This window comes from Desulfitibacter alkalitolerans DSM 16504 (genome assembly GCF_000620305.1).
Lineage (GTDB): Bacteria > Bacillota > DSM-16504 > Desulfitibacterales > Desulfitibacteraceae > Desulfitibacter > Desulfitibacter alkalitolerans.
The window spans coordinates 60,976-85,323 of record NZ_JHVU01000018.1 but is presented as its reverse complement, the minus strand read 5'-3'; the positions used below and the strand labels follow the sequence as shown (position 1 = coordinate 85,323).

Genomic DNA, 24,348 nt, shown 5'->3' with positions numbered 1-24,348 from the left:
TTTTCAGCTTATGGGATACTTTTTTTCATACTCAGCTATTATTTCTTTAACACTTTGCGCATTTTGCAGCTCCATGGGCTGGTGTTGCGCCAGGACCTCTTTTGCCCTGTCCCTGGCAATCTGGTCTGGGGAAGGCTTGCCTCTAGCTGCCCATTCATCATAAAGGCTGCGGTCCATTACTGCTGGCTGCCAGACATCCCTTATGTGCTTTAAGGTATGCTCTTCTACCATATAATGGTTTTGAGGCCCCACCTTATGAATTACTTCTAATGCCAGGGTTTCAGGGTTAATATCACATCCCTGGGCAACCCTGCGTAAAACCTCATAGATTTCACAATCCATGACGCACTGCTCAAAGGAGAAAATTCTAGCTCCATTAATTAGACCTGCCCCGCACATCATGTCAGATTTGGAAAACATGCTTACCGCTCCAGAAATGGAATTTTCCACTCCAGCATGCCAGTCACTAGCCTTGGCTCCAGTGGCAAAGGTGCCTATATTTGCCGGGACCTTGTAGAAATGAGCCATTTGGGCGCCTGCCCCTTGAAGTATAAAGTCCTCTGGACCGCCACAGGTAACCCCTCCCCTTTTTAATTCCATCATGGTTGCACAAGACCCATAAAAAGTGGGTGTGCCGGGATAAAAAATCTGCAGGAAGGCCATTCCAGCAATAATCTCAGCATTACCAAGGGCTATCTCACCTGCCAGGGTGGCCGGTGCAGTAGAGCAGCCAATGGGCATGATCATAAAGCCTGTTGGCACCCCGGCCTCAGCAAAGATAGCAGCTGCCTCCAGGCCATGACCGTCATAGGAAAGGGGGCTGATGCTGCATTGGAAATTTGAAATAATAGGTCTTTTCTTTAAATTTTCCCTGCCCCCCACAACAGCAGCAGCAATATCTATCGTTCCTTGAGCATTAAGAGGGTCCACCGCCGTCATGGCTTGAATATGTTTGCTAGAGTTTAGCAGCATGGCATGGAGTTCATGGAGGGGCTGAAGCCTTGGATTGCAGTCCTGGGCACTTACGCATGGCCACAGAAAAGCAATTTGGGGCAAAAAGTCAGCCAGCTTGATAGCCTGGCCAAGGCTTTCCTTTGAAGATGCCCGAACCTCACCTGTGTCAATATCTATAACCTGGTTTCCGCATCCATCCAGGGTTAAATAGCCATGGGCACCGTCAAGGAACAAATCATTTTCCGGGTTTCTGGCAAATAATGCATAACTAGATGGAGCTTTTTTTAAAGCATCTTCAATTACATTGGGTGAAAAAAAGACCCTCTTTTTCTCTCGATTTACTTTACATCCTAATTCCACAAGGTAGTCGTATTTAGCATCAGCAAGGGGCATTACAATGCCCGTGGTTTCAAGGATATGGAGACTAGCCTCGTGAATAGCATTAATCTCTTCAGGAGTCAAGATTTCCATTGTTGACTTCCATCTAACAGCATTTATCATACATTATCATCCTCTTTTTACTTGGTAAAAGTCTTTTATTTTAAGTTATTTGCAAGCACCATGCCAAGTTTCCAAAGTTTTTATAAATGATTACAGCACGTCACTTTTCTTCCAATACCAAGGAAAACAACTAATTTCAAATTTAAAGTTTTTAAAATAAAAATAAAATTTAAAAAAGGTATTTCTAATAAATGAGAAGAAATTATCATTATGGATAATGCAACTAGTTTTGATGAGGAGGCCATGGATGTGGGTTATCTTTCTAAAATTCAAAGGGATGTGCAGAGTATAGCAGAGGTGATATCTGCAGCCCTTAAGGTAGAAACAGAAATTGTAGACGAGGATTATGTTGTATTAGGCGCCACTGGAAGAATCCGCGGACTTTTGATGCATCAAAGGCTGTCCGATTCCCACATTAACCGCTATGTCCTGGAAAGCAAGCATCCCTTCGTACTAACAAGACCCGGGCAGCACAAAATGTGTGCCCCCTGTTCTGACAAGGATGATTGCTATTACCTGGGAGGCATTTATTATCCCATTACCTTAAAAGATAAATGCCACGGGGTTATCAGCCTGGTAGGGTTTAATGAAATTCAAAGGGAAATTCTCATTAACAATCAAAATACCTTCCTTGATTTTACAGGAAAAATGGCTGATTTATTGGCAGCAAAGCTTCAGGAACTTATGATTATGGAGGAGCTGCGCAGGACCAACAAATCCCTTGAAACAATAATTAATGCAGTATACGAGGGCATCATATCCTGTGACGAAAAGGGTATTATTACCTGCTTTAATGAAACTGCTGCAAAAAACTATGGAATTTCAAAGCATGAAGCCATAGGAAAGCACGTATCCCATGTAGTGCCAAATAGTCTCCTTAATAAAGCCTTGTCCCATTCCAATTCTTTTTATGAGGAAAAAATAGAAGGCACCAATACCCTGGAAGAAAGCATTAGTTTAATTTCCAATGCCATCCTGATAAAAGAAGCAGATGCCATTGTGGGCGCAGTGGAGTCTTTTTCTCCAGAAGAAAGTATTTATCGTGTAGCCTATCGGCTTACCAAAAGGGAACAGGACGCTGCCTTTGACCACATCATTGGCAGCAGCCAGATTATCAAAGAGGCCAAGGAAATGGCCCTGAATGTGGCCCAGAGCAGCTCCACCATACTTATCACCGGGGAAAGTGGAACCGGCAAGGAACTCTTTGCCCGGGCTATTCATAATTCCAGCCTGCGGGCAAAAGAACCCTTTGTGGTTATTAATTGCAGCGCTATTCCAGATTCTTTGCTGGAAAGTGAGCTTTTTGGATATGAGAAGGGAGCCTTTACAGGGGCAAAGCATGAAGGCAAGCCAGGTTTGATTGAATTGGCTGAAGGAGGAACCATTTTTTTAGATGAAATTGGTGACATGCCCCTCCATCTCCAGGTTAAGATTTTACGTGTCCTGCAGGAAAAAACAATCCAAAAGGTAGGGGGAACAAAAAGAATTGCTGTTGATGTAAGGATTATTGCAGCCACCCATCAAAACCTCAAGGAGCAAATTGCAAAAAAGCTGTTCCGCGAGGACTTGTATTATCGTCTAAATGTGATTCCTCTGGTGATTCCTCCCTTGCGGCAGCGTGTCAGCGATATTCCCCTGCTCATTGACTATATGTGTGAAAAATATTCCTTGATTTTAAAAAAGAATATTCAGGGCATCACCCAGGAAGCCTTGAACGTTCTGGTCAACTACCCCTGGCCTGGCAATGTAAGAGAACTGGAAAACGCCATGGAATATGCTATTAATTTTACTCCAAACCAGGGTATTATTACCAATGAAAATTTGCCCCCCTGGCTCTTTACGCCAGTTGAAATTGCTCTGTACGAACCGGAAGACTTCAAAGAAAAACTGCAAATGGGTGAAAAGCAGTTATTAATGGAAGCCCTGGAGAAAACAGGCACTTCACTAGCAGCCAAGAAACAGATTGCCATGAACATGGGCATAGGCCTGGCTACCCTTTATCGAAAGCTGAAAAGATATAATCTGTAGAATATGTTTCATTTATCGCCAAAAAAGAACATAAATATTTATATTTCGACAAAATAAGAGGATTTTTCCAACTAATGAAGAATCATTAAACAAAAATTTATTAGCTTATCTCAGCAATCAGCATCAAAGTATAGTCAGCAGCCAAAACCTGGAGGTATATGATATAGATGTTTAATAAAATCTGTATATTTATAATAATTACAGTCCTGTTTACTTATCCAAGTTTTGGGGCTTCTGGTGGTATAGCTAATTCATTAATTCAAGATTCTATCACCCCTACTTTTGAACTCCTTAACAGGGATTCCGGTCTCTCTAACCTGTCTGTGTCCTCTATTGTTCAAGACCGCTATGGCTTTGTCTGGTTTGGTACACAAGGTGGTTTAAACTTTTACAACGGCAGGCAAATGAAAATAATTAGAAATAACCCTTTTGAAGATGATGGTCTAGTCCATAATCTCATTCAAACCATGTACTATGATGAAAAGCAAAATGAGCTTTGGATTGGGACCTATAATGGCTTATCTCGATATTTTATAGATGAAAACTCTTTTGTAAACTACACAGTTGAAACCAATGGATTGTCAAATTCAGTAGTAATTGCTATTACCGCGGATAATTCAGGCAATGTCTGGATAGGCACCATGGAGGGTTTAAACAGGCTAGACCCTAAAAGCGGGAATATAAAGAGATATGAAATACCCGGCAATGTGGTAAGGGCTTTATTAATTGACTCTCTGGGGCGTTTGTTAATCGGCAGTTATGAAGGACTCCTTTACTATGAAAGGGAGACCGACAGTATAAAAAAGTTAGATATTGAACTTCCATCCCCTTTTGTTATGGTTATCAAGGAGTTTACAGAAGGTGTAATTACCCTGGGGCTATGGGAGGGAGGAGTTGTTGAATATAATTTAGAAACAGGCAGTATGGCAGCTAAAACCTATGCAGACAACAGGATTTATTCCCTTTTACAAACCAGTGACGGAATTTTATGGATTGGCACATGGGGTGGGGGTTTGTTTGCAACCACAAGGGATGGTCATACATACCATTTTCCTGGCCAAGGTGTTGATCAATCATTGCCCCATCCAGTAGTTTATTCCATGTATCAAGACTACTCGGGTATCTTATGGATAGGAACAAATGGCGGGGGTATTGCCAAGGTTAATCCAAGAAAAAGAAATTATGTAAGATTTTATCATGATGCAAATAATCCTCACAGCTTGAGTGCAGGCAAAATAAATTCAATAATTCGAGACAGCAGCCAAAATCTCTGGGTTGCAGTTTATAACGCCGGATTAAATCGCTATAATCCAGCTGAACAAAAAATGATAAAATATATACACAATCCCAGTGACCCTAATTCTTTGCCTGATAACTCCATATCTACTATTTTAGAAGCTGGCAATGATAAAATTTTGTTAGGTACAAGTGCGGGATTATTTTACTATCACCTCAACACAGATAGATTTTCTCATTATAACATTTTACCTGATGATACCATTGTTTATTCTCTAGCTAAAGCTGGTGAAAATGAGCTCTGGATAGGCACCTATAGAAGTGGACTATACCGTTATAATAAATTGAGTGGAGATTTGCGGCAGTACAATTATATAAATAGCCACAATTATACCTTGTCAGATAATCTTGTATTTGCTTTATTATATGATTCTAAAGGGCGGCTCTGGGCAGGCACAAATAATGGATTGAATTTATTACTGCCTGGGGAAGAAAATTTCAAGATTTATCATAGAGTTCCCGGGGACTATAACCAAATTGCATGCAATACCATTAGAACTCTATTTGAGGATTCTAGCGGAAGAATCTGGGTAGGAACTGCTGGTGGTGGTATTGCTTTATATAATGAAGAGGAAGACTCTTTTCGCAGCTTTACTGAGCTGGATGGAATGGCAAATAACATTGTAACAGGAATACTGGAAGGGTATGACGGCCGAATCTGGGCTGCTACTCACACTGGAATATCAATTATAGACCCGGTCAGTTATGAGATATTTGTTCTTACCCCCTATGATGGTATAGGAGGCTGGGAGTTTAATTCAGGCCATTTTCGTGACTTTGATGGGACTCTTTTATTTGGCGGCCTGCACGGTATTTCTGCCATTCCCGGGGTGTATGCAGATCTAGATTTAAAACCGCCAAAGGTGTACATCACTAATATAAATCTTTTTCACAGTTCTATTAACCCAGACCGCCTGGTTTTTAATGATGCAAATCTACATTTTGCTCCCAGGGAGTCTTTCTTAAGCTTTCAATTTGTTGCCTTGGATTATGACTCTCCGGCAAAAACCAGATTCTCCTACAAATTAGAGGGTTTCGATAGGGATTGGGTTTATGCAGGAACTCGTGACTTTGCTTCTTATTCTAATTTGCCCCCTGGAGATTACAAGTTTTCTGTTAAAGCTGAAACCCATAGGGGGATTCAATCTGAACCTGCTAGTGTTTATTTTACAATTGCCACCCCCTGGTATCAGACAAAACCAGCATATTTGGCTTACATTGTTACTTTCTCACTGGTAATGATAGGTTTATTGAAGTACAGGGAAATGCAGTTAATAAATCAAAGAAATTCTGAATTAGGCCTGATAAATGATAAGCTAAAGGAAGCCAACGAGAAGTTAGCCAATCTATCTATAAAGGACCCTCTTACCGGCCATTTTAATCGGCGTTACTTTGATACTGTAATGGAGGAACAATTACAGCTTGCCAGAAGAAGCAGCATCTACATTGCTCTCATCATACTAGATATTGACTTTTTTAAGAGTATTAATGACGATTTTGGACATCTAGCAGGGGATTATTTGCTTTCAGATATTGGCAAGGCTATTGTTGAAGAGCTGCCGCGCAGTACAGATATTCTTGCTCGTTATGGTGGGGATGAATTTGTGATAGTCTTGTATGACACTAATCAAGAGGGTGCTCTTGTAGTAGCTGAAAAAATTAAAGAAGCTGTTAAAAAGGTTCGATTAAGGTCGGAATTTACCCAGTCAGCCCAGTCAGATGTTACCACAACAGTAAGCATGGGTTTGGTTAGTATCATCCCAGGGCAAAATACTACCACAGAAGCAATCATCCAGGCCGCAGATAAAGCCCTCTACCGGGCTAAACAAGGGGGAAGAAATAATATCTGCATAGGTGAAATAGATGCAGATTAATAACGCTACCTTTATGGAAAAATGTCATCTCATAAACTTGAGATAATTCTAAACCAGCATATTATTGGTAATGAGCCTGTAAAGGAATAGGCACTATACCTGCCCGAGAAACTTTAAAAATTAGAATGCCCCTGCATATTTTGCAAGAGGGGCATTTCTTATCTGCATTTTAATATGTTCTCGTCTCACTTTTTATAAATATCAGCTAGGTTTCCCTTTTGCTCAGGTTCAGACCTTTTTTGGGCTCTCATAGACATGGCTGTAATGATACCGGCTGAAACTGAAGACACTACCTGAATAGTTTCAGCAAGCTCTTCCTCTGTGATGCCCATTCTTCTTGCAACTGCAAGCTGATTTTCAACTCAATGCTCGCAACCCATGGCAAGTACTGTTGCAATATGCAGCAGTTTCTTTGTTTTCGCATCTAATGCTCCTTCTTCATGGGCTGATTGGAAAAAGTCATAATATTTTTGAACCGTTTCCCTTGCTTTGCTCATTATATTAAACCTCCCTTCTGATTTAATTACTCTAGTTAAAGCAATAACTCCTTATAGACTGACTTCCTTTGGAAGCTGCCAGCTAATTTCCTGCTGTCCATTTTTATTGAGGAAGCTGTTTGCTCTGGAAAAGGGCCTGCTTCCGAAAAAGCCCCTTGGTGCAGAAAAGGGACTTGGATGGGGACTTTTTATAACCAGATGCTGGGATGATGTAATAAGCTGCTGCTTTTCCTGGGCATGCTTGCCCCATAGGATAAAAACAACTGGCTCTTCTCTTTCATTTAATAAGGAGATAACCTTATCAGTAAAGTTTTCCCAGCCCTTACCTCGATGAGAATTTGCCTCACCAGCACGTACAGTCAATACAGCATTTAACAGCAAAACTCCCTGTTCAGCCCATTGAACTAGATATCCATGATTTGGAATGCTGCAGCCTACATCACTTTCTAACTCCTTAAAAATGTTCTGCAGGGAAGGGGGTGGAATCACTCCTGGTTGAACTGAGAAGCTTAGTCCATGGGCCTGTCCCTTTCCATGATAGGGGTCCTGTCCTAGGATGACCACCTTTGTCTTGGAATAAGGCGTAAAGTGCAGGGCATTAAATATATTATGTTTATCTGGATAAATGGTTCGATTTTTGTATTCCCCGATTAAAAATTCCCTCAGGGATAGATAATAGGGCTTCTGGAATTCCTGTTCTAATAAAGGAGCCCAGTCGTTTTTCAGTATCTTCATGTCCAACTCCTTGAGATGTTTTTAATATAGACAAATTATCATAGTATTAAAGAAAACCTGGGCAATAACCCAAAACTTGGCTGCCCAGTTTATAATAATTTGTCAATCATCCAACCTCACCCTGTCTAAAAGTTCCTTTTGTTCAACCAAAAAGAAATCCTTTACCTGATCCCATTTTATAGGGATCAGCATCCTCGGCATTAGGTCATTTTCTGCGTCCTCAAAATATGACAAACTCTTAACCATATGGTAGTAATTTATATTTGCATTTGGGTACTTTTCAGAGAAAAGCCCTAACATTTCCTTTAAACTATAACCCTTTTGACAGATCATAAAAAGATCAACAAAATCCCGCATGGCCCCCCGACCGCTAATGGCTGACCATTTCATCAGACCTATATCCAGTAATGAAGCCATTTTTAAGCCTTTTATCTCATCCTCATGTATAAGAGGCTCAAGTAATGGGTTGGGATACCACAGCCATGTTACCCTTATACCATCAACCAATGCATGTAATGTTCCCTTTTTCATGTCAGTAATCATACTATCCCCTAGCCTGGAAAGGCTCCGGTAAACATCCTCTGGATCAAATTCTTTAGGGGTAAACCAATCAAAATCGTAAGAATCCCTATGTCCAATCATCAGGGCCAACGCTGTGCCGCCTGCTAGATAGCTTTCTGGTACATCCATTTCAGAAACTAATCTGCTTAACAATACCTGTCTGGGCTTATCCAGTATCTCCCAAAACACCGCATTTCCTCCTCACTTAAACCAAAATAGTTCTGCCAGCATCTAGCTGTTTTCAAAGAAAGCTTCTTACTGGTTGACACAACCGTTTTAATATCTTCAATTGGATAAGTCTTAAATAACCAACCTAAAGCCTTATGGTCTCCTTCATTTAGAAGCCTTTCAATAATGAATATTTGATGTTGTTTTAGATCTAGCTGTTTAACATCCACATCCCAAAAAAAAGGTTTCAGCCAGGCAGGTATACTTCTACTTTTCTCCATATATCTAACCTCTATTTTCTCTTTTCTAATATTATTACCAATAATCACCTTGTTTTTACCGTTTCTTTCTACTCAATTCTACACTTATAAGGAAAATCCTTGTAATAAATTTTTAAATTACTTCTATTCAATAACTGCCTGGCCTAGTGCTTCTGCAATTTTTTGGCGATAAGATAGATCTCCAAGTTTATTCTTATCTTCCAGGTTAGACATAAACCCTACTTCTACAAGTATTACGGGCACCTGGGCATTTCTCAATATAAATATATTTTTCTTGGGAACAGGAAAATCATGATTTGGATGCCCAATAGGAGTTAGCGCCTTAATGGCTTTTTCTGCTAATGCTTTTCCTTCCTTACTATCTTTAGGATAAAAAACTATAAAACCTTTTTCTGTGGGACTGCTGGTTGAATTTACATGAATACTCACACCTAATGTCCCCTGGTTAATTATTTTCACCCGTCTTTCCAGATCCCTGCGGTGTCTGCCACGCCCATCTATATCACTAACATCATCATCTGTTTCCCTGGTCATGATAACTGGTACACCTTGTGTTAACAGATACTCACGCATTTTCAGTCCAATATCCAGGGTAATGTCTTTTTCAAGGAAGCCATCCCCATCATGAGTTCCAGAGTCTATTCCGCCATGACCTGGGTCAATGACTACTTTAATATCCCCTCGCATCTCTATTTCCGGCTTCTCTGAAGTTTTTGCCTTTTCTGGTATACTTCTTAAAACCATAAATATAACAGAACCTATCAAGCACACAAGAACAATTAGACAGATAAGCCATTTTGCAGCCAATAAATAGCCTGCTTTTTTCACCTGGATCCCCCCTACCTTCAATTCGTATATAAAAAACCTTAATATAACAATCCTAAGAGATTATATTCCCATGGTTTGGAGGTACAGAACCAGGATAGAGTTAACATGCTAAGGTATTTATTTCCTGATATAATTTAGCATTTATTCTGCTTTTTGACTGAATTAAGCTTCTCTGTCCCTTTTTTCTTCCAGTAAGCTTTCCAGGGTAACCTGCAGGTTTTCCAATCCTTCAAAATAAAGTCTTTCTTTAGTTAGAATATTTTCAATTTGCCCTGCACTTCGATTTTCATCATCCTTCCATATTCTAATTAAAAATGAAAATGATTGGTCCGAGTTCATCAATTGCCCTACCTCCTTCTTCTTAAAAACTACTGAGCATATACACAGTTAAAATAGTTATACTTATAATAACAATAGAATAGATGATTATTTTACGGCTTTGTTCATCCATACATCCACTCTCCTTCTCTTACTCACCCACTTTTTGATCTATTAAAATAAATACTTACTTTTTTTGACTATAAAAACAATCACCCCTAAGGGTGATTTATTAATCCCAAGGGGTGATTTTCTTTATTTTCAAGAACTTTGTGCATTAGTTCCCGTCTGCTGCTGATTTGCAGTTTATAATAGATGTTTTTGATATGGGTTTTGAGAGTGTTTTCACTCACATATAACTCTGCTGCTATTTGTTTATTGGTAAGACCCTGAAGCAAATATTCTACTATTTCTATTTCTCTTGCCGTAAGTGAATGGGTCGCAAAAACACTTTGAAATATCTCCATGTTTGTTTGCTGGTTATTAATTCCCTTATCATTGATACTGTTGTAAATATGGTCTATTTTTTCAAACATCCACGGGATAATCAAAAAAGTTAAAAAAATGGCTGAAAGAGCAAACATGGCAGTAAATAAATAATACCTCTCCCCAATAATCATAAGCTGTTCACCTAAAAGCCCTCCCACTAGAATAGCACCAACTGTGGCTGTCATACCAAAACAAAATGTTCTAATAGGCTCCCTATTCATTGCAGAAATATCCCCCAGTATTGTAAAAAAGAAAAGATCTAATAGGGCAAAGGAGGACTGTATCAAGGTCTCTGTCAGAAAAAAACCTGGAAGAGTATTGTGCAGCAGCAAAAATGATATAAATGCCAGACCCATAAAGGATACTCCCATATAAATGGGCAGTTGTTTTTGAAGGACATTGCCATAACGCCACATGACTGCCAGTACGGCTATATACGGCAGACTTCTATAAAAAACCGCTACATTTTCGTACTTTGCCAGGGACGGATACATCACCTGATACATGAACCCACCATTAATATAAAGACCAAAAATTAATAGACTTACTATTAACATAAATACCCCTGGAAAAACCGGAAGTTCCTTTAATTTACCATTATTGCTATTTCGGATATTTTCAAAATCTACCCTGGTTAACAATTTGGAAAATCTTAAAGCCCCTGCCACGGATAATAAAGCCATAATATACACCAACTGGAGATTTAAGATAGTTAGCAGAACATTTAAAACAACATATACAATGTTGGCAAGAATTATTGCCAGGGCCATGTGCTTCATTCTGCTCTTATTATCAATACCATGAGCATAAGGGTAGCTCCACCCTAAAACAAACATGGCAGAACAAAAACCAATAATTGTATAGATAAAAGGCCACATTACTGGTGGCATAAATAATACCAGTAATCCTAGAACTAATGACAAAGCGCCTCCATATATAATCAAGCTTCTCCAATGCTCAGCTTTTTTTACCATAATTCCAATAGTTAACAGTCCTAGTGCATGGGCAAATATGTAAATTGCAGGTATTGATATATTTATTTCATTGGATGCCATAATAGCATAGATAATTGGTCCATTAAAGGGAACAGACAACAACCAACCAAAATACAGCCCTATAGACAAAACAACATACTTTTGAGTTGCAACCAAGGAAACCATCTCCCATTTTTTAGTACTTAACAATCCAAAACTTATTAATAATACTAATAGTGCTTGAGCTCAAATATTAGTTACTGTAAGCTTTTTGCCAAATTCACCTGTAAAAGTGAAAAGAATTTCCTCCAGGCTGGTCTTTGCACCGATGTTTGCAATGTAAGTACCATCCCTTGTCTTGATTTCCAGTTCAACTGCTTTTAAATCCCGCTTGAACACAGTTACGGAGATTAACTCTTTAGCTGTTATGATGATCTTATTAAGCCCGTTGTTTTCTTTTGGTATCAGGGTTAGCTGATTCTGGCAAACACCAAGACTATACAACTGGGTTTTAAAAAAACCTGTTTTCAATTTAATGTCGATACTCATTAAAACCACCTCTAGCTTAATTTTATCAGCTTTCTTCTTATTTAAAATATCTTTACATGACATGGCAATGACAAATACATGGCACAAATTGTGCCATGTATATTGTTTGAATTTTAAAGAGGTGGTATATTGATTATGAGGTGGTACACATGAAATTTTTTGAAAAGCTTGATTTGCTCATGAATATTACTAATACTCCAAACAGCCTTCTTGCCAGGAATATTGCACTTGATCCATCATTTGTCAGCCGTTTGCGCCGGGGTATACGCACCCCTGCAAAAAATGAGAATTACATAAAAGCAATGGCAGAATATTTTTCCAGGAATTGCAGTGCCCAATATCAAAAGAACGTGCTGTTTGAGACTATAAAAAACACCTCAAGGCTTGTGCCAGAATTTAATGAAACAATGGTGGATCTTTTATATAATTGGTTTTCTGAAGAGGAAATAGATAATTCCAGACCCCTTGAAAATTTTCTTGAAGGCTTTAAAGATTTTAAATTTAAAAAGCCGTCTCATGCTGCATACATTGATCTTCCAAACATATCCGAAAGCACAGCAGCTAACCAGGAGATATTGTATGGTATTGAAGGCAAACAAAACGCAGTAATCAAATTTCTCTCTCTTGTATTAAAAAACAAAAGCCCACAAACCCTGCTTTTACACAGTGATGAGGACATGGAGTGGTTAACGGATAACCGTGAGTTTACAGCAAAATGGACATCTCTTTTGTCCCAGATAATAATAAAGGGGAATAAGATAAAGATAATTCATACAGTAAACCGCAATCTTGACGAAATGTTCTATGCAATTAAACAATGGGTCCCAATTTATATGACTGGTGCTATTGAGCCTTATTATTATCCCAAAACTCGTGATGGTGTATTTAGACGTACATTATTTATTGCCCCGAATACTGCTGCTGTTATTTCAAACTCTATAGTAAATGGATCAAAAAATACAGCTAATTTTATTATTACAGATAAACGCACGGTTCTGGCACTTACTGATGAATTTAACGATTTTCTTGCCCTCTGCCGGCCGCTGATGCACATATTTACCCCCTTTAGTAAAGGTGAATACTTATCTGTCCTGTCTGAATTTGAAAATGAAGGTTCCAATGCAATTATCAAGACAGATGCCCTTTCAAGTATAACCCTGCCTGTTGATGCGGCAGAAAGCATTCACTCAAGAATAGATGATAATAAAAAAGACAAATTACTGCCCTACCATAAAATGCGCATCAAGAATTTCGAAGAAAGCTTGCAGAAGTGCAGTTTCACTGAAATAATCACCATCCCTGACCTGGAGGATATTAAAGCCGGAAAAGTAATGATCAGTTTTTCTGATATGCTTGGTGATGCCCCGCTGTTTTATACAGCTGAGGAAATAAGCAGTCATTTTCTTAATATTATCAGACTTCTTAGAACCTTTGAAAACTATAATGTACATCTGGCAAATAACAACCAATTGCCAGGCTGCATGGTTTATGCCAAAGAGGACGTTGGAGTGCTTGTTGGGAAAACTTCAGTACCATCCTTCATCTTTGCTATTAATGAAAGCAATATGACTGCTGCCTTCTGGGATTATCTAAACGTTATGATAAACAAGACATCAAAAGAGATGGCGCATAAAAAACAAACCATTGCCAGACTTGAAGCAATGGTAGAAAAGTTGAAATTGTAGTAAAAGCGAAACTTGCCAACTTGTTGACATGGTAGAACCCATGCAAAGCCAGTGGTGGTTAGTCATCGGACAAACCGCCTTTTGAATGTATATACTAGTCACCTAGTTACTATATTCAATATTTGCTCTTGGGTAAGTGCCGAGTCGTAAATACGAGCATCATCAATTTTTCCTCTAAACCACTGCACACTCCAACCTTCTAGATGCCCTATGGCTAGAGGAATACTAATGTCGCTGTTTAACCCTTCATAGGTATCAAAACTGCTGCTTCCTTCTAATACACCGTCAATGAATATTTTTACATTATTACCATCATAAGTTCCTGCTACATGATACCACTGATTAAAGTTTAGTGGTGCTGCTGAGGTAACAGTACGTGCCCCAGTAACGGTATATGGAGCTATGGCTTCCATGCGCAACTTACCATCTGATGTAACTTGCAAACGGTATCCAAAACCTGTTCCACCTAAGCCTTTTTCGGCAGAGAAAACGGGACCTGCTGAACCATCTGTAGCTGTAATGTATACCCATGCACAAACAGTAATTTCTGATGGTTTAATAGTGTCAGGGATATTTACCCATTTGTCTACTCCCAACTCTAATGCCCTACCATCATTACCAAACCGGTCAGCAGTCCAAACTGCACCTTCAAGAGTTCCATGATTTCCATTCCCTGAACTATCATTAGCTGCTGTACCTGTTCCCTCGTCAAACAACCAATGACCGAGTAGTAGAGCAGGCTGCAGCTGATGTTCATACCCCTGCCATCTGAGAAATGGATATCCATTATTTTCACCTGAATTGATACCCCAGATGCTTTCAAAATCCCAGTCTATACCAGCGGCATCAAATGTTGCCTGGTCCTTCATCTCCGTTGTGGTTTTTGGTGTTCCATTACCTATATCATTTTGCCCTGAAGTAATCTGGTCATAGAAACTGTTTGTGACTGTTCCACCATCATCAAGACCTACTAATCCTCCAACATCATCTGTACCTGATACATAGCCTGTAGAATAACTATTAATGATATTACTTCGATTATCACCTACCAGGCCTCCCGCCCGATTAGGACACTGAACATCCCCTCTTGCATAGCTGTCTTGTATTATACCTTGTAAATTATATCCCACCAGTCCACCTGCAGATAGATACAAACAAATTACATCACCATAAGCATAGCTTTCATTTATTTCACCATTGTTATAACCCACCAATCCCCCAAAAAACTGCTGAAAGGTTCCAGTGCCCGATACATCACTTAAAGCATAACTTTTGCTGATTTGACTTGCGTTGCCATTATAGCCTACTAAACCACCTACAAAGTAATTACCTGTAATTAAACCAGTACTATGGCTTTCAGATATACTCCCATCAAATTCACCTACCAAACCGCCAACATATGAGCCACCACTAACACTACCGGAAGCATAACAACTATTAATTACAGTATTTGCTGTGGCCTCTCCAACTAAGCCTCCAACATCATATGAACCACCAGTAACGGCTCCTTCAGTGTAACATTCAGAAATAATTGACTCATAAGCATCTCCAATCAGACCACCAACTCGTTCACCCGTTCCTGTTACTGTACCGGAAGCATAAGATCCTGTTATATGGCCGCGGGAATCATTTCCTATCAAGCCACCAACAACCTCTACACCTGTTACATTAACACTGCTGTAGCAATCTATAACATGACCTGCTTCATCTAAATATTGGGCCCCGCTATATGAGGCGTTTTCACCAATTAAACCACCAGCATAGTAATAATCACTGGTAACTGTTCCTGTAGTATGGCTGTTACTAACTAAACCATAGTTAATTCCAATCAGCCCTCCAATATTTCTACTGCCTGATACGTTAATTAACAGTGCTGAACAGTTCTGAACTGTACCATAGTTTACACCTACAAGTGTTCCTATTTCACCATTTCCGGATACTTCAGCCTCTTCCAGAGTAATATTTTTAAGAACCGCGTCCTTTGAAGTAAATCCAAACAACCCAAGCTCATAGGCTGGCTCCATATCAGAAATTATCAATCCAGTAATCTTCATATTATTCCCATCGTATTTACCCGTAAATCGATTAGCACTGTTTCCTATGGGAATCCAGTCTTCATTCCATGGAGAATCAGTAAGATCTATGTGTTCTATTTGTTTGAAATGTTTATCTAAATGGTCATTTCCAAGATAATATCTTACGTTATCCAATTGCTCTGCCGTCTCAATAAGATATGGCGAGTCTTCTGTTCCAAATCCACCTGCAAACCCTGATGGTGGATTTGGTATATTCTTAACTCCCTGCCATTTTAAATATGGATAAGATGCTGGATTATGGTTGATTGCCCATATGCCATTGTTTTCATTAAAGTTCCAACCTACAAAAGTTGCTGCATCTATCATTTCTGCTGTAGTTTTAGAGGTTCCAACTGCTGAAGATGATTGTCCTGTAGTATGGCTATCATAGTAATTACTAATTCTTGAGGCAGGCCCATCTGCCAAACCTACCAATCCGCCTATATTACCACTTCCTGATACGTTGCCAGCTGCATAACTGTAATGAATATTCCCATTAGCAGTTCCTGCTAATCCTCCTAGGGTTCCATAACCAGACACGGAACCAGCAGCGTAACAGTTATAAATTGAGCTATTGGTAGCGCCAACTAGACCACCCAAATTGATGCCGTTAACACCGATATTTGATACATGTCCAATAGCATAGCTTTCACTTATTGATCCGCCGATACTATATCCTATCAATCCACCTGCACCATTACCACCTGTACCATCCACATTTCCTTCAGCATAGCATCTTAAAATTGTCCCACTATCATTGTTCCCTATAAGACCGCCTGCATTTTCTCCAACTACATTGCCAGTTGCATAGCTATCTTGAACAGTACTATAATTTCTACCTACTAACCCTCCGACATCACTTGTACCTGTTACATTTCCGGTTGAATAGCATGTTATAATAAGTCCTCCAATGTTTCTACCGGCAAGTCCTCCCACTTCGAATATCCCTGTCACACTGCCTGATGAATTACTTTCCGTTATAACACCATCACTTTCCAAAGATCCAACCAACCCACCGGCATCATAATGTTCTTCATTTTCTACCGATGCTGTAGAATAGCTGCTTTGTATACTTCCATCATATACCCTGCCAACTAATCCCCCTACAGTTCCATAACCGGCAGTAACTGTCCCCTCAGAAAAACAGTTCGTAATGGTTCCATGGTAACTATAACCGGCTAAGCCACCTATTGTATGAAACTCTCCTATAATACTACCGCTTGAGGAACAGTTAATTATGTCACTATTATTCATATAGCCAACAAGGGCTCCCACCAGCATCCGCCCGGTAACATCAACGCCCTCAAGTATGATATTTTCCAGTTTTGCTTCACCTATTGACCCAAAAAGGCCAACATAATTTGTTTCTGGCAGGTCAATGAACAGATTGGATATTATGTATCCCTGCCCGTTGTAGTTACCTGCAAACATTTGCGTCCCTTCGTCAACCCCAATTGGCACCCACTCTCCCCAGTTCTCTAGACTAATATCTGCAGTCTGCTTAAAGTATTTGTCAGCATGTTCTTGGCTCAAGTAATTTCGGATATTGTTCAAATGCTCAGGTGTGCTGATTAACCATGGATCAGCCTCTGTTCCCGAGCCCCCTGCAAATTCAGATTGTGGCGGGGAAGGTGGTGTGGGGCCTCCACCAGAAGATGAACTTGATCTCCTGGAAAGTAAATTTTCCGGCATGTTTACATCATAAATAGATTCTCTTGCTGCTTTTCCTGTGGCTTCTATTATCCTGCCCTGATTATCAAACTCTGCATTTGTATTAACTACTGCTTCATTTATTGTTGTATCCTTGGATGTAGTTACACTTACGTGTTTAGCATTTTCTTGTATGGTCAGTTTTTTAATGTTTGTTTTCCCCTGGGTTGTAATGGTTACTCCTTCCGCTAAAACGGTGACACTTTCAAAGTCTCCTCCTAGAATTACTTCATTATCCTCTGTCTCTTCTTCTATTATTACTGCAGCTCCCTTTGTTCCAATGGCTATAACTCGGACACCATTTTTAGTCTTTTGAATGATGATCCGATTGTATTCACCGCCATTGATGTAGATACTGTCTGCTCCACCTCCTCTAATGTAGGTGTTGCCTTCCACTATGATATTTTTTAATGCTACTTCTCCTTCTCCTACTCCTTCTGTGATATTAAGGTCGCCTTTGATTGTCATATTCTGCAGTTTTACTCCTGATACTGTTATCCATACATCACCTTCCAAGACTTCTTTACCCACCTCAGGTCCATAGGTGCCTGGTTTATCAAAAACTCTTTGTACCTTTTCATCTATATCCATGGCGGCTAGGGTTTTGTTTAAAGCCATCACAGCTTCTGCACGGGTTATGTTATTAGCTGGCCTAAAGCTTCCATCTGGATAACCTCCCATATAGCCAGCTGCTGCAGCTGCACCAATCTGCCCTTTACTCCACCCGGGAATTGATAGGGCATCAGTAAATAAATCTGCACTTTCTGCTTCAGCTGAAAGGCCTGCGATTTTAGCAATTACAACTGCTACTTCTTGACGGCTAATAGGGTTATTGGGCCTTACTGTTCCGTCTGGATAGCCTCCTATGTAGCCTGCGGCTGCTGCTTTTTTAACTGTACCCATAAACCAGGCTTTGTCATTTACATCTGAAAATTCAATTTGAGCCTCATCTTTGTATCCAAAGGCTTTATTGACCAAGGTCATGAATTCAGCACGGGTAATACTACTATTAGGTTTAAAGGTTCCATCTGGGTAACCTGTTATTAAATCTTTTTCGATCCACTCTTTGATTACCTCATTTGCCCAGTGACCTGATATGTCAGCCATTTTCCTTTGGCTTACATTAGCTTGTTCATCAAGCTCCCGCGCCTCCCCTGGTAGTGATACCACAAACACACATATACAAAACAAGACCACCAGAGCAAGCATCCACTCTTTTTTAATCTTAAGGTCCATTAACAAGCGTATCCCCCCACACATTTAATTTTTCTGTTAATATTGTACTCATGTAATAACAGACTCAAGTCTCTACATCTTATAAAAGCTTTCTAACTTTAACTTATCGTAATACATCACCCTTTCCATTGATAACTAAATATATTGTAGCTCTAATGCAGTAAAAAAAAGTATCACCCTAAAGGGTGATATTTTAAAAAACGTTTCTTTTTTTGATATTTATTCCAAAAGTTAACATAGCAGGATTGAAAATCGACAATGTAAAAATTATTTTTTTGCCCAGGTAAAAGAGTTCAATATGCCGTTTAAACTTTTCCCTGGGCGACATATTTCTGTACAGTTCTATTTCCATTTTTTAATGTATTATACCACAAAGCCGAAATTAAAAAACCATCACTATTTTTTTGTCAATTTGTCAAGCCTGACCCCTTCTTTAAGCCCCTCCAGCTGGGGATTAAGGATTACCAGATCTCCTTCATCTAATCCCTCAAGAATAACCACATCTCTGTTATTATTAAAGCCGGATTCAACAGGCTGGATTCTTGCTCTTCCGTCCCTTACTACCCAAACTGCATCTCCATGGTCATAGGGGAAAAGGGCTGTCCTTGGAACTACTAACACATTATCTCTTTTATCTGTTGTAAACTCCACATCCAGGCTGAAGCCGGGGAACAGCTTGATATCACTTGAATCAGTCAATTCAACACTTACCTTAACCCTCTGCTCCTCCAGACCCAGGGCAGATAATCTTTGGGTTGCGGTAGGAGCTATTCTTTTTACTGTACCTTCATATATAATATCCTCACCCTTGCCGTCAATTACTAGAGCTACTTTCATGCCGGTATTAATGCTGCGAATATCTGCAGTCAAGACATAGACTTCTACTATATAATTTTCTGTGTTAAAAATATTCATTAGTGAAAAGGCTGGACTGGCAATCTCACCTTTTTTGATGGATAGATTACTAATTACTCCATCAATTGGTGCCACAATCCTGGTCTGGTTTTTCTGGTATTGTAACAGGTTAATCTGTGCCTGAAGTGCTTCAATCCTGCCGGCATAAAACTGCCCGGTACCACTTCCAGGACTTGTAGATTCATGCAATAGGTTAAGGGCCTGCTTTTGTAATTCCAGGTGGTTTTCTGCTCTTATTATCATATCCCTTGCATCTTCATAGTCCTGTTCGCTCACACCTCCCCCTTTATACAGCTGTTCTATCCTTGCAAAATTGAGCTTGTAGGCCGCCAGGTCTCTTTGTGCTTGTTCTACAAGAAGCTCCTGACTTTTTATTTGTGACTCATATGGTTCCTGAAAGGTTCCGATCCTTTCACCCTGAACGCTTTTTAACTGGGCATAAGCTTGCTGCAATTGAAAATCTAATTCTTTAGAGTTAAGAACTACCAATAAGTCCCCGGCCTTTACCTCCTGCCCCTCATAAACAGCAACCTCAGTAACCTCTCCGCCATAAAGAGTATAGATGGGCTGCTCGGCCTCAGGCACTACCCTGCCCTCCTCTTTGAACGTGCTGGCAATTGTACCTGGCTTTACCTCTAGAACATTGGCTTCAAGACCTTTGGTATTTTCAAAAACCATGAAACCAATAATAACGACTGCCAGTAAAACTCCCAAGGCAATCTTCCACTTCTTCTTCATACAAACCTCCCCACTTTCTTTTAAACATTGATTTGAAACAGAAGCTTACCCCTATTCCCTGGACTTTAAGACTTCCACAAGGCTTAAGCTGCTTATTTTCCTGGCGGCAGCCCTCTGAGCAATCCAAATTGATAGTGCCGTCACAAGGGTTGCTAGTAAATAAGAGGAAAAGGTAATTATCACCGGCATTGTAAATACATCTGTACTAACCTCCCTGGCAATAGAAGCCATCAAAGCATATGACAAGGGAATCCCGGCAGCCATTGCAGGAATCCCTAAGAACCACTGTTCAAAGGTAATGACCGAAAGCACTTCAGCTGGTGTCATTCCAAGAACCATCATGGAAGCCAGTTCACGACTTCGTTCGGAAACAGTAATAATAGAAGAACTGTAAATAATAGCAAAACCAATAATAATTCCTATAACCAAAAACATATATATCATGCTGCCAAAGGTTTCCATCATCTCCTGCATCTTTACAAGCCTTTGGTTTTTCTCATCTACATCAGCAACCACATCACTCTCCAGGTATTTTTCCTGTAAGGCAGGTATTTTTTCCCCATCAATATTAACCATAATGGCAGTTGCCAGGGGACCCTGTCTTAAGAAATCCTGCACTGAGCCCAATTCCATGTACCCATTCATCCCCAGATATTGAGGAATAATTCCTACTACCTCAAGGTGCTCATCACTTGTTTCTCTAAGCATTGGACTGTCTACAGTTAATCTAGTACCAACATCTGCTTCAAGAAGATCTGCTAATCGTTCTGACAGGAGCAGGCCATTTTGTGGTGGGTCTAATTTATTATATTCTTTGTCCAAAATGTTATACAGCTGACTGTTTCGCGGCAGTCCCAGAAGCACCGTATCCTGTTTATGCCATTTATTGGATAAGGTGACTGGAATTTCTGCCATGGCTTCCACATTCTTAACCCCAGGGAATGCCTGTAATTCTCTAAGGACATTTTTTTCATTTAAAGGTCTGGTTAAGGTTACCTTTACATCATATAATTCCACTTTTTCATATTGATCGTAGAGCATCTTCTGTACCAGATCATTCATTGATCCAGTAAAGGATGAAATAGCAAAGCAAAACATAATACCCAGAAATATGAATGCACTACGCCCCTTGTTCCGGGAGATATTTCTCACAGCCATCATGCCCTGCACTGTAAACATATTCCAGATAAAGCCTATTTTCTCCAGCAGTACTTTTTTGCCTATCACAGGGGCAGGCGGCCGCATGGCTTCAGCAGGTTCCAATGTAAGAACTCTTTTACACCCCTGATAGCCAGCAATAAGAGAAAATCCCAGGGACAACATGATGCCAAAAATTAAATACTTGATCTGAAAGCCTCCAGCCAGGCCGGGCATATTGAAAAATAGTTGATACATGGCAGTTAAAGGCCCAGAAAGAAACATTCCCAGTATTGCTCCCAGGATTCCCCCGCTCAAGCCAATAACAACTGCATAGGACAAATAATGGGAAATTATCTCCCCCTGGGTATATCCAAGGGCCTTTAATATACCTATCTGTCCTCTCTGCTGCTCAATGAGCCTTTTTAAAACAATATATAAAATCATGCCTGCTATTGCCAGGAATAAAATTGGCAGTGCTGTGGACATGGTCTCCAGCTGTTCCAGCTCACCCATTAGTAATAGATGGCTTATTTGATCTGCACGAGGAAAAATAGCTGTCAGTCCAAAAGGCTTTAATTCATATTCAAGTAAATCCTTTACAATATCAAAGTCCACTTCTGGTTTAAGTGTAAAAACAACGTCATTAAATGCTTTATCCTTTGGAAATAGACTTTTCATTGTCTCTAGGGATACAAAGCCTATACCAAAGGTTTCCGGCGAAGGATAAATGTCCGCCCCAGTCCTTAGAGCATATATAAACTCTGGGCTTTGCCCTACACCTACAATTTGCAGTTGCCTCTTTTTACCGCCGGCAACTATTTCTAGCTTATCATTTAATTCAAGGTTGTTTGCCTCAAAGAATGTATTATCAATCCAAATATTTGTGCCCCTGCTGCCAAGGGGGATACCCTGGGTCAACAGGACACCATTTATGGTGTTATCCCTATCTGGCTCCAGGGATACCAGGCGCAGATAAATATTTTCATCCCTGTCTGGAAATAATACCCTCACGTCCTTTACCAGACGACCTTGAATATCTGCAATACCTTCAATTTGTTTCAGGTTTTCAACCTCTGAAAAGGGCAGTGCCTGAACCTGTATAAATCCATCTGCAAAGTTCTGATTGGAATAAAAGGCTTCTTTTGACATTGTCAAATTATCTGATACCATGGAAAATGCCGTAAAGACCATTAGTGCAATAATAATTATTACCGCACATGCCAGGTAAGCACCCTTGTTTTCATTTAAATCTCTAAATACCTTTCTCCACAGCATTACCAGCTCACCCTCTCAGGCGGAAGTGGATTTTCATTAGTTATAATCCTTTCAATCATACCGTCCTTTAAATAAAAAATTCGGTTGGCAATTTGTGCTATTGCAGTATTGTGGGTAATTACCACCACGGTTTTGTTGTATTCCTCACAAAAATCCTTTAGGAGCTTTAATACTATGATGCTTGTCTGAAAATCCAATGCACCGGTAGGCTCATCACACAAGAGCATGGTAGGGTTTTTAGCTAGGGCCCTGGCAAGGGCTATACGCTGCTGCTCCCCACCAGATAACTGGGATGGAAAATGATCAGCACGATTTGTTAATCCAACCTTTTCTAATAACTCACCAATGGAAAGGGGGTTTTCAGATATTTGTACTGAAAGATTTATATTTTCATATGCAGTTAAATTGGGCATCAGGTTATAGAACTGAAATACAAAACCCACATCATTTCTTCGAAAATATGTGAGCTGCCTGGAATCTGCCTCATGGAGTGGTGTATCTCTAAAATACAGCTCACCACAGCTGGCCTTATCCATCCCCCCCACAATATTAAGCAGGGTACTCTTGCCCGAGCCGCTAGGGCCAAGAACTACAACCAGTTCACCTTCATAAAATTCAAAGGTAGCTCCCTTTAGGGCTTCTACTGTAACCTCACCCATTTTATAAGTTTTGCACATGTCTTTTGCTTTAATAACTGGCTTCATAGAACTCCCCCCTTGTAACTACATTAAATGTATATGCAATAAGCCGAAACAAAAATCTTCTAAGTCTGTAGTTAAGCTCATAAATCCATAATAATCTAACTGCAGCCCCTTGGCAATATATTTATGAAATATTTTTATTGATTTGTTTCATAATTTTTAGTATTCTTATACTAAAGAGGTGGTTATATGGGCAATATGGATGGATTTGAAAAAAGACGGCAAAAGAAGAAGGAAAGCATCCGCAGGGCAGCCTTTGAGCTGTTTTCTGTCTATGGAGTGCAAAAGGTGACCATGGCTGAAATAGCAAAAAAGGCCAATGTTTCCCAGGTAACTATCTATAATTATTTTGGCAGTAAGGATGAGCTGCTAAAAGATGTAGTAATGGATCTAATGGAAAGGAAATGGCGGGAGTATAAAGAGCTTTTGGATGGAGACCTGCCCTTTCAAAAAAAGATAGAGGCAATTATTTTTGATAAAAGAGAAACAGCCAGAAACTTAAATCAAGACTTCCTGAAATCAATTTACTTAAACCATCCAGAAATACGGGAATATTTTGAGGAGTTCTACGAAAAAAAATCTATTCCCATGGTCCTGGAGATTATGGAGCAGGGTAAAAGGGAAGGCCATATAAACAGGGATATTTCCATGGAAGCCATATTGTTTTACATGAAAATATTCAAGGAAGCCGTTAGCAATCCTGATTTCTTTTCTAATCACAATAAGGACATTCAGTTGGATATAAATCATCTGTTTTTTTACGGGTTAGTAGGAAAGCCCCTGGAATAGTCCTCCCGACTATAACAAGGGGCTTTTAATA

18 protein-coding genes are annotated in these 24,348 nt (G+C 39.8%); 4 read left to right on the top strand and 14 right to left on the bottom strand.

Annotated features, from left to right (window positions below; all coding sequences use genetic code 11):
• Nucleotides 1–3: 3 nt before the first annotated feature.
• A complete protein-coding gene (locus K364_RS0100425; protein ID WP_028306376.1) occupies nt 4–1,455 on the bottom strand; it encodes a trimethylamine methyltransferase family protein in 1,452 nt (483 codons plus the stop codon).
• A gap of 210 nt (nt 1,456–1,665) precedes the next feature.
• Here K364_RS0100425 and K364_RS0100420 point away from each other — a divergent pair, with 210 nt between their 5' ends.
• Both K364_RS0100420 and K364_RS0100415 read left to right on the top strand, forming a co-directional pair.
• On the top strand, nt 1,666–3,483 hold the full coding sequence (locus K364_RS0100420) for a sigma 54-interacting transcriptional regulator (RefSeq protein WP_084295414.1): 1,818 nt from the start codon (nt 1,666–1,668) through the stop codon (nt 3,481–3,483).
• A gap of 167 nt (nt 3,484–3,650) precedes the next feature.
• Nucleotides 3,651–6,653: a ligand-binding sensor domain-containing protein gene (locus K364_RS0100415; RefSeq protein ID WP_028306374.1), complete on the top strand. Its 3,003-nt coding sequence runs from the start codon at nt 3,651–3,653 to the stop codon at nt 6,651–6,653.
• 185 nt (nt 6,654–6,838) lie between these two features.
• On the opposite strand, the gene K364_RS26520 is transcribed toward K364_RS0100415, so the two are convergent.
• From K364_RS26520 to K364_RS0100370, 9 genes are all read right to left on the bottom strand, one after another.
• Entirely contained in the window at nt 6,839–6,985 is a 147-nt protein-coding gene (locus tag K364_RS26520; protein WP_156946366.1) for a hypothetical protein, read from the bottom strand.
• 30 nt (nt 6,986–7,015) lie between these two features.
• A complete protein-coding gene (locus K364_RS27465) occupies nt 7,016–7,150 on the bottom strand; it encodes a carboxymuconolactone decarboxylase family protein (RefSeq protein WP_277995516.1) in 135 nt (44 codons plus the stop codon).
• A 51-nt stretch (nt 7,151–7,201) separates the two neighbouring features.
• Nucleotides 7,202–7,885 (bottom strand): uracil-DNA glycosylase, encoded by a 684-nt coding sequence (locus K364_RS0100400; protein ID WP_028306373.1) that lies wholly within the window; start codon nt 7,883–7,885, stop codon nt 7,202–7,204.
• 102 nt (nt 7,886–7,987) lie between these two features.
• The gene (locus K364_RS0100395; RefSeq protein WP_028306372.1) at nt 7,988–8,635 is read right to left on the bottom strand and encodes a hypothetical protein; all 648 of its coding nucleotides are present in this window, start codon (nt 8,633–8,635) and stop codon (nt 7,988–7,990) included.
• Complete coding sequence (locus K364_RS0100390) at nt 8,593–8,895, bottom strand: DUF6922 domain-containing protein (protein ID WP_035267360.1); 303 nt, start codon at nt 8,893–8,895, stop codon at nt 8,593–8,595. The genes K364_RS0100395 and K364_RS0100390 overlap by 43 nt, the downstream gene beginning before the upstream one ends.
• Before the next feature lie 123 nt (nt 8,896–9,018).
• Nucleotides 9,019–9,723: an N-acetylmuramoyl-L-alanine amidase family protein gene (locus K364_RS22285; RefSeq protein WP_051533696.1), complete on the bottom strand. Its 705-nt coding sequence runs from the start codon at nt 9,721–9,723 to the stop codon at nt 9,019–9,021.
• 162 nt (nt 9,724–9,885) lie between these two features.
• Nucleotides 9,886–10,065 (bottom strand): hypothetical protein, encoded by a 180-nt coding sequence (locus K364_RS26515; protein WP_156946365.1) that lies wholly within the window; start codon nt 10,063–10,065, stop codon nt 9,886–9,888.
• 194 nt (nt 10,066–10,259) lie between these two features.
• Nucleotides 10,260–11,681: a response regulator transcription factor gene (locus K364_RS25980; protein WP_169734728.1), complete on the bottom strand. Its 1,422-nt coding sequence runs from the start codon at nt 11,679–11,681 to the stop codon at nt 10,260–10,262.
• Between the two features lie 69 nt (nt 11,682–11,750).
• A complete protein-coding gene (locus K364_RS0100370) occupies nt 11,751–12,053 on the bottom strand; it encodes a hypothetical protein (protein ID WP_028306370.1) in 303 nt (100 codons plus the stop codon).
• A 149-nt stretch (nt 12,054–12,202) separates the two neighbouring features.
• On the opposite strand from K364_RS0100370, the gene K364_RS0100365 reads away from it, so the two are divergent.
• Entirely contained in the window at nt 12,203–13,738 is a 1,536-nt protein-coding gene (locus K364_RS0100365; RefSeq protein WP_028306369.1) for a hypothetical protein, read from the top strand.
• Nucleotides 13,739–13,836: 98 nt separating this feature from the next.
• On the opposite strand, the gene K364_RS25325 is transcribed toward K364_RS0100365, so the two are convergent.
• The 4 genes from K364_RS25325 to K364_RS0100345 form a co-directional block, all read right to left on the bottom strand.
• Entirely contained in the window at nt 13,837–18,759 is a 4,923-nt protein-coding gene (locus K364_RS25325; RefSeq protein WP_051533695.1) for a GLUG motif-containing protein, read from the bottom strand.
• A gap of 396 nt (nt 18,760–19,155) precedes the next feature.
• The gene (locus K364_RS0100355) at nt 19,156–20,412 is read right to left on the bottom strand and encodes an efflux RND transporter periplasmic adaptor subunit (protein WP_028306368.1); all 1,257 of its coding nucleotides are present in this window, start codon (nt 20,410–20,412) and stop codon (nt 19,156–19,158) included.
• A gap of 51 nt (nt 20,413–20,463) precedes the next feature.
• Nucleotides 20,464–22,827, bottom strand: a complete 2,364-nt coding sequence (locus tag K364_RS0100350; RefSeq protein ID WP_051533694.1) for an ABC transporter permease — start codon at nt 22,825–22,827, stop codon at nt 20,464–20,466.
• Nucleotides 22,827–23,531, bottom strand: coding sequence for an ABC transporter ATP-binding protein (locus K364_RS0100345; protein WP_028306366.1), 705 nt, complete (start codon nt 23,529–23,531; stop codon nt 22,827–22,829). The genes K364_RS0100350 and K364_RS0100345 overlap by 1 nt, the downstream gene beginning before the upstream one ends.
• Nucleotides 23,532–23,717: 186 nt before the next feature.
• Between K364_RS0100345 and K364_RS0100340 the strand changes: the two genes are divergently transcribed.
• Entirely contained in the window at nt 23,718–24,317 is a 600-nt protein-coding gene (locus tag K364_RS0100340; protein ID WP_051533693.1) for a TetR/AcrR family transcriptional regulator, read from the top strand.
• The last annotated feature ends 31 nt before the right edge of the window (nt 24,318–24,348 follow it).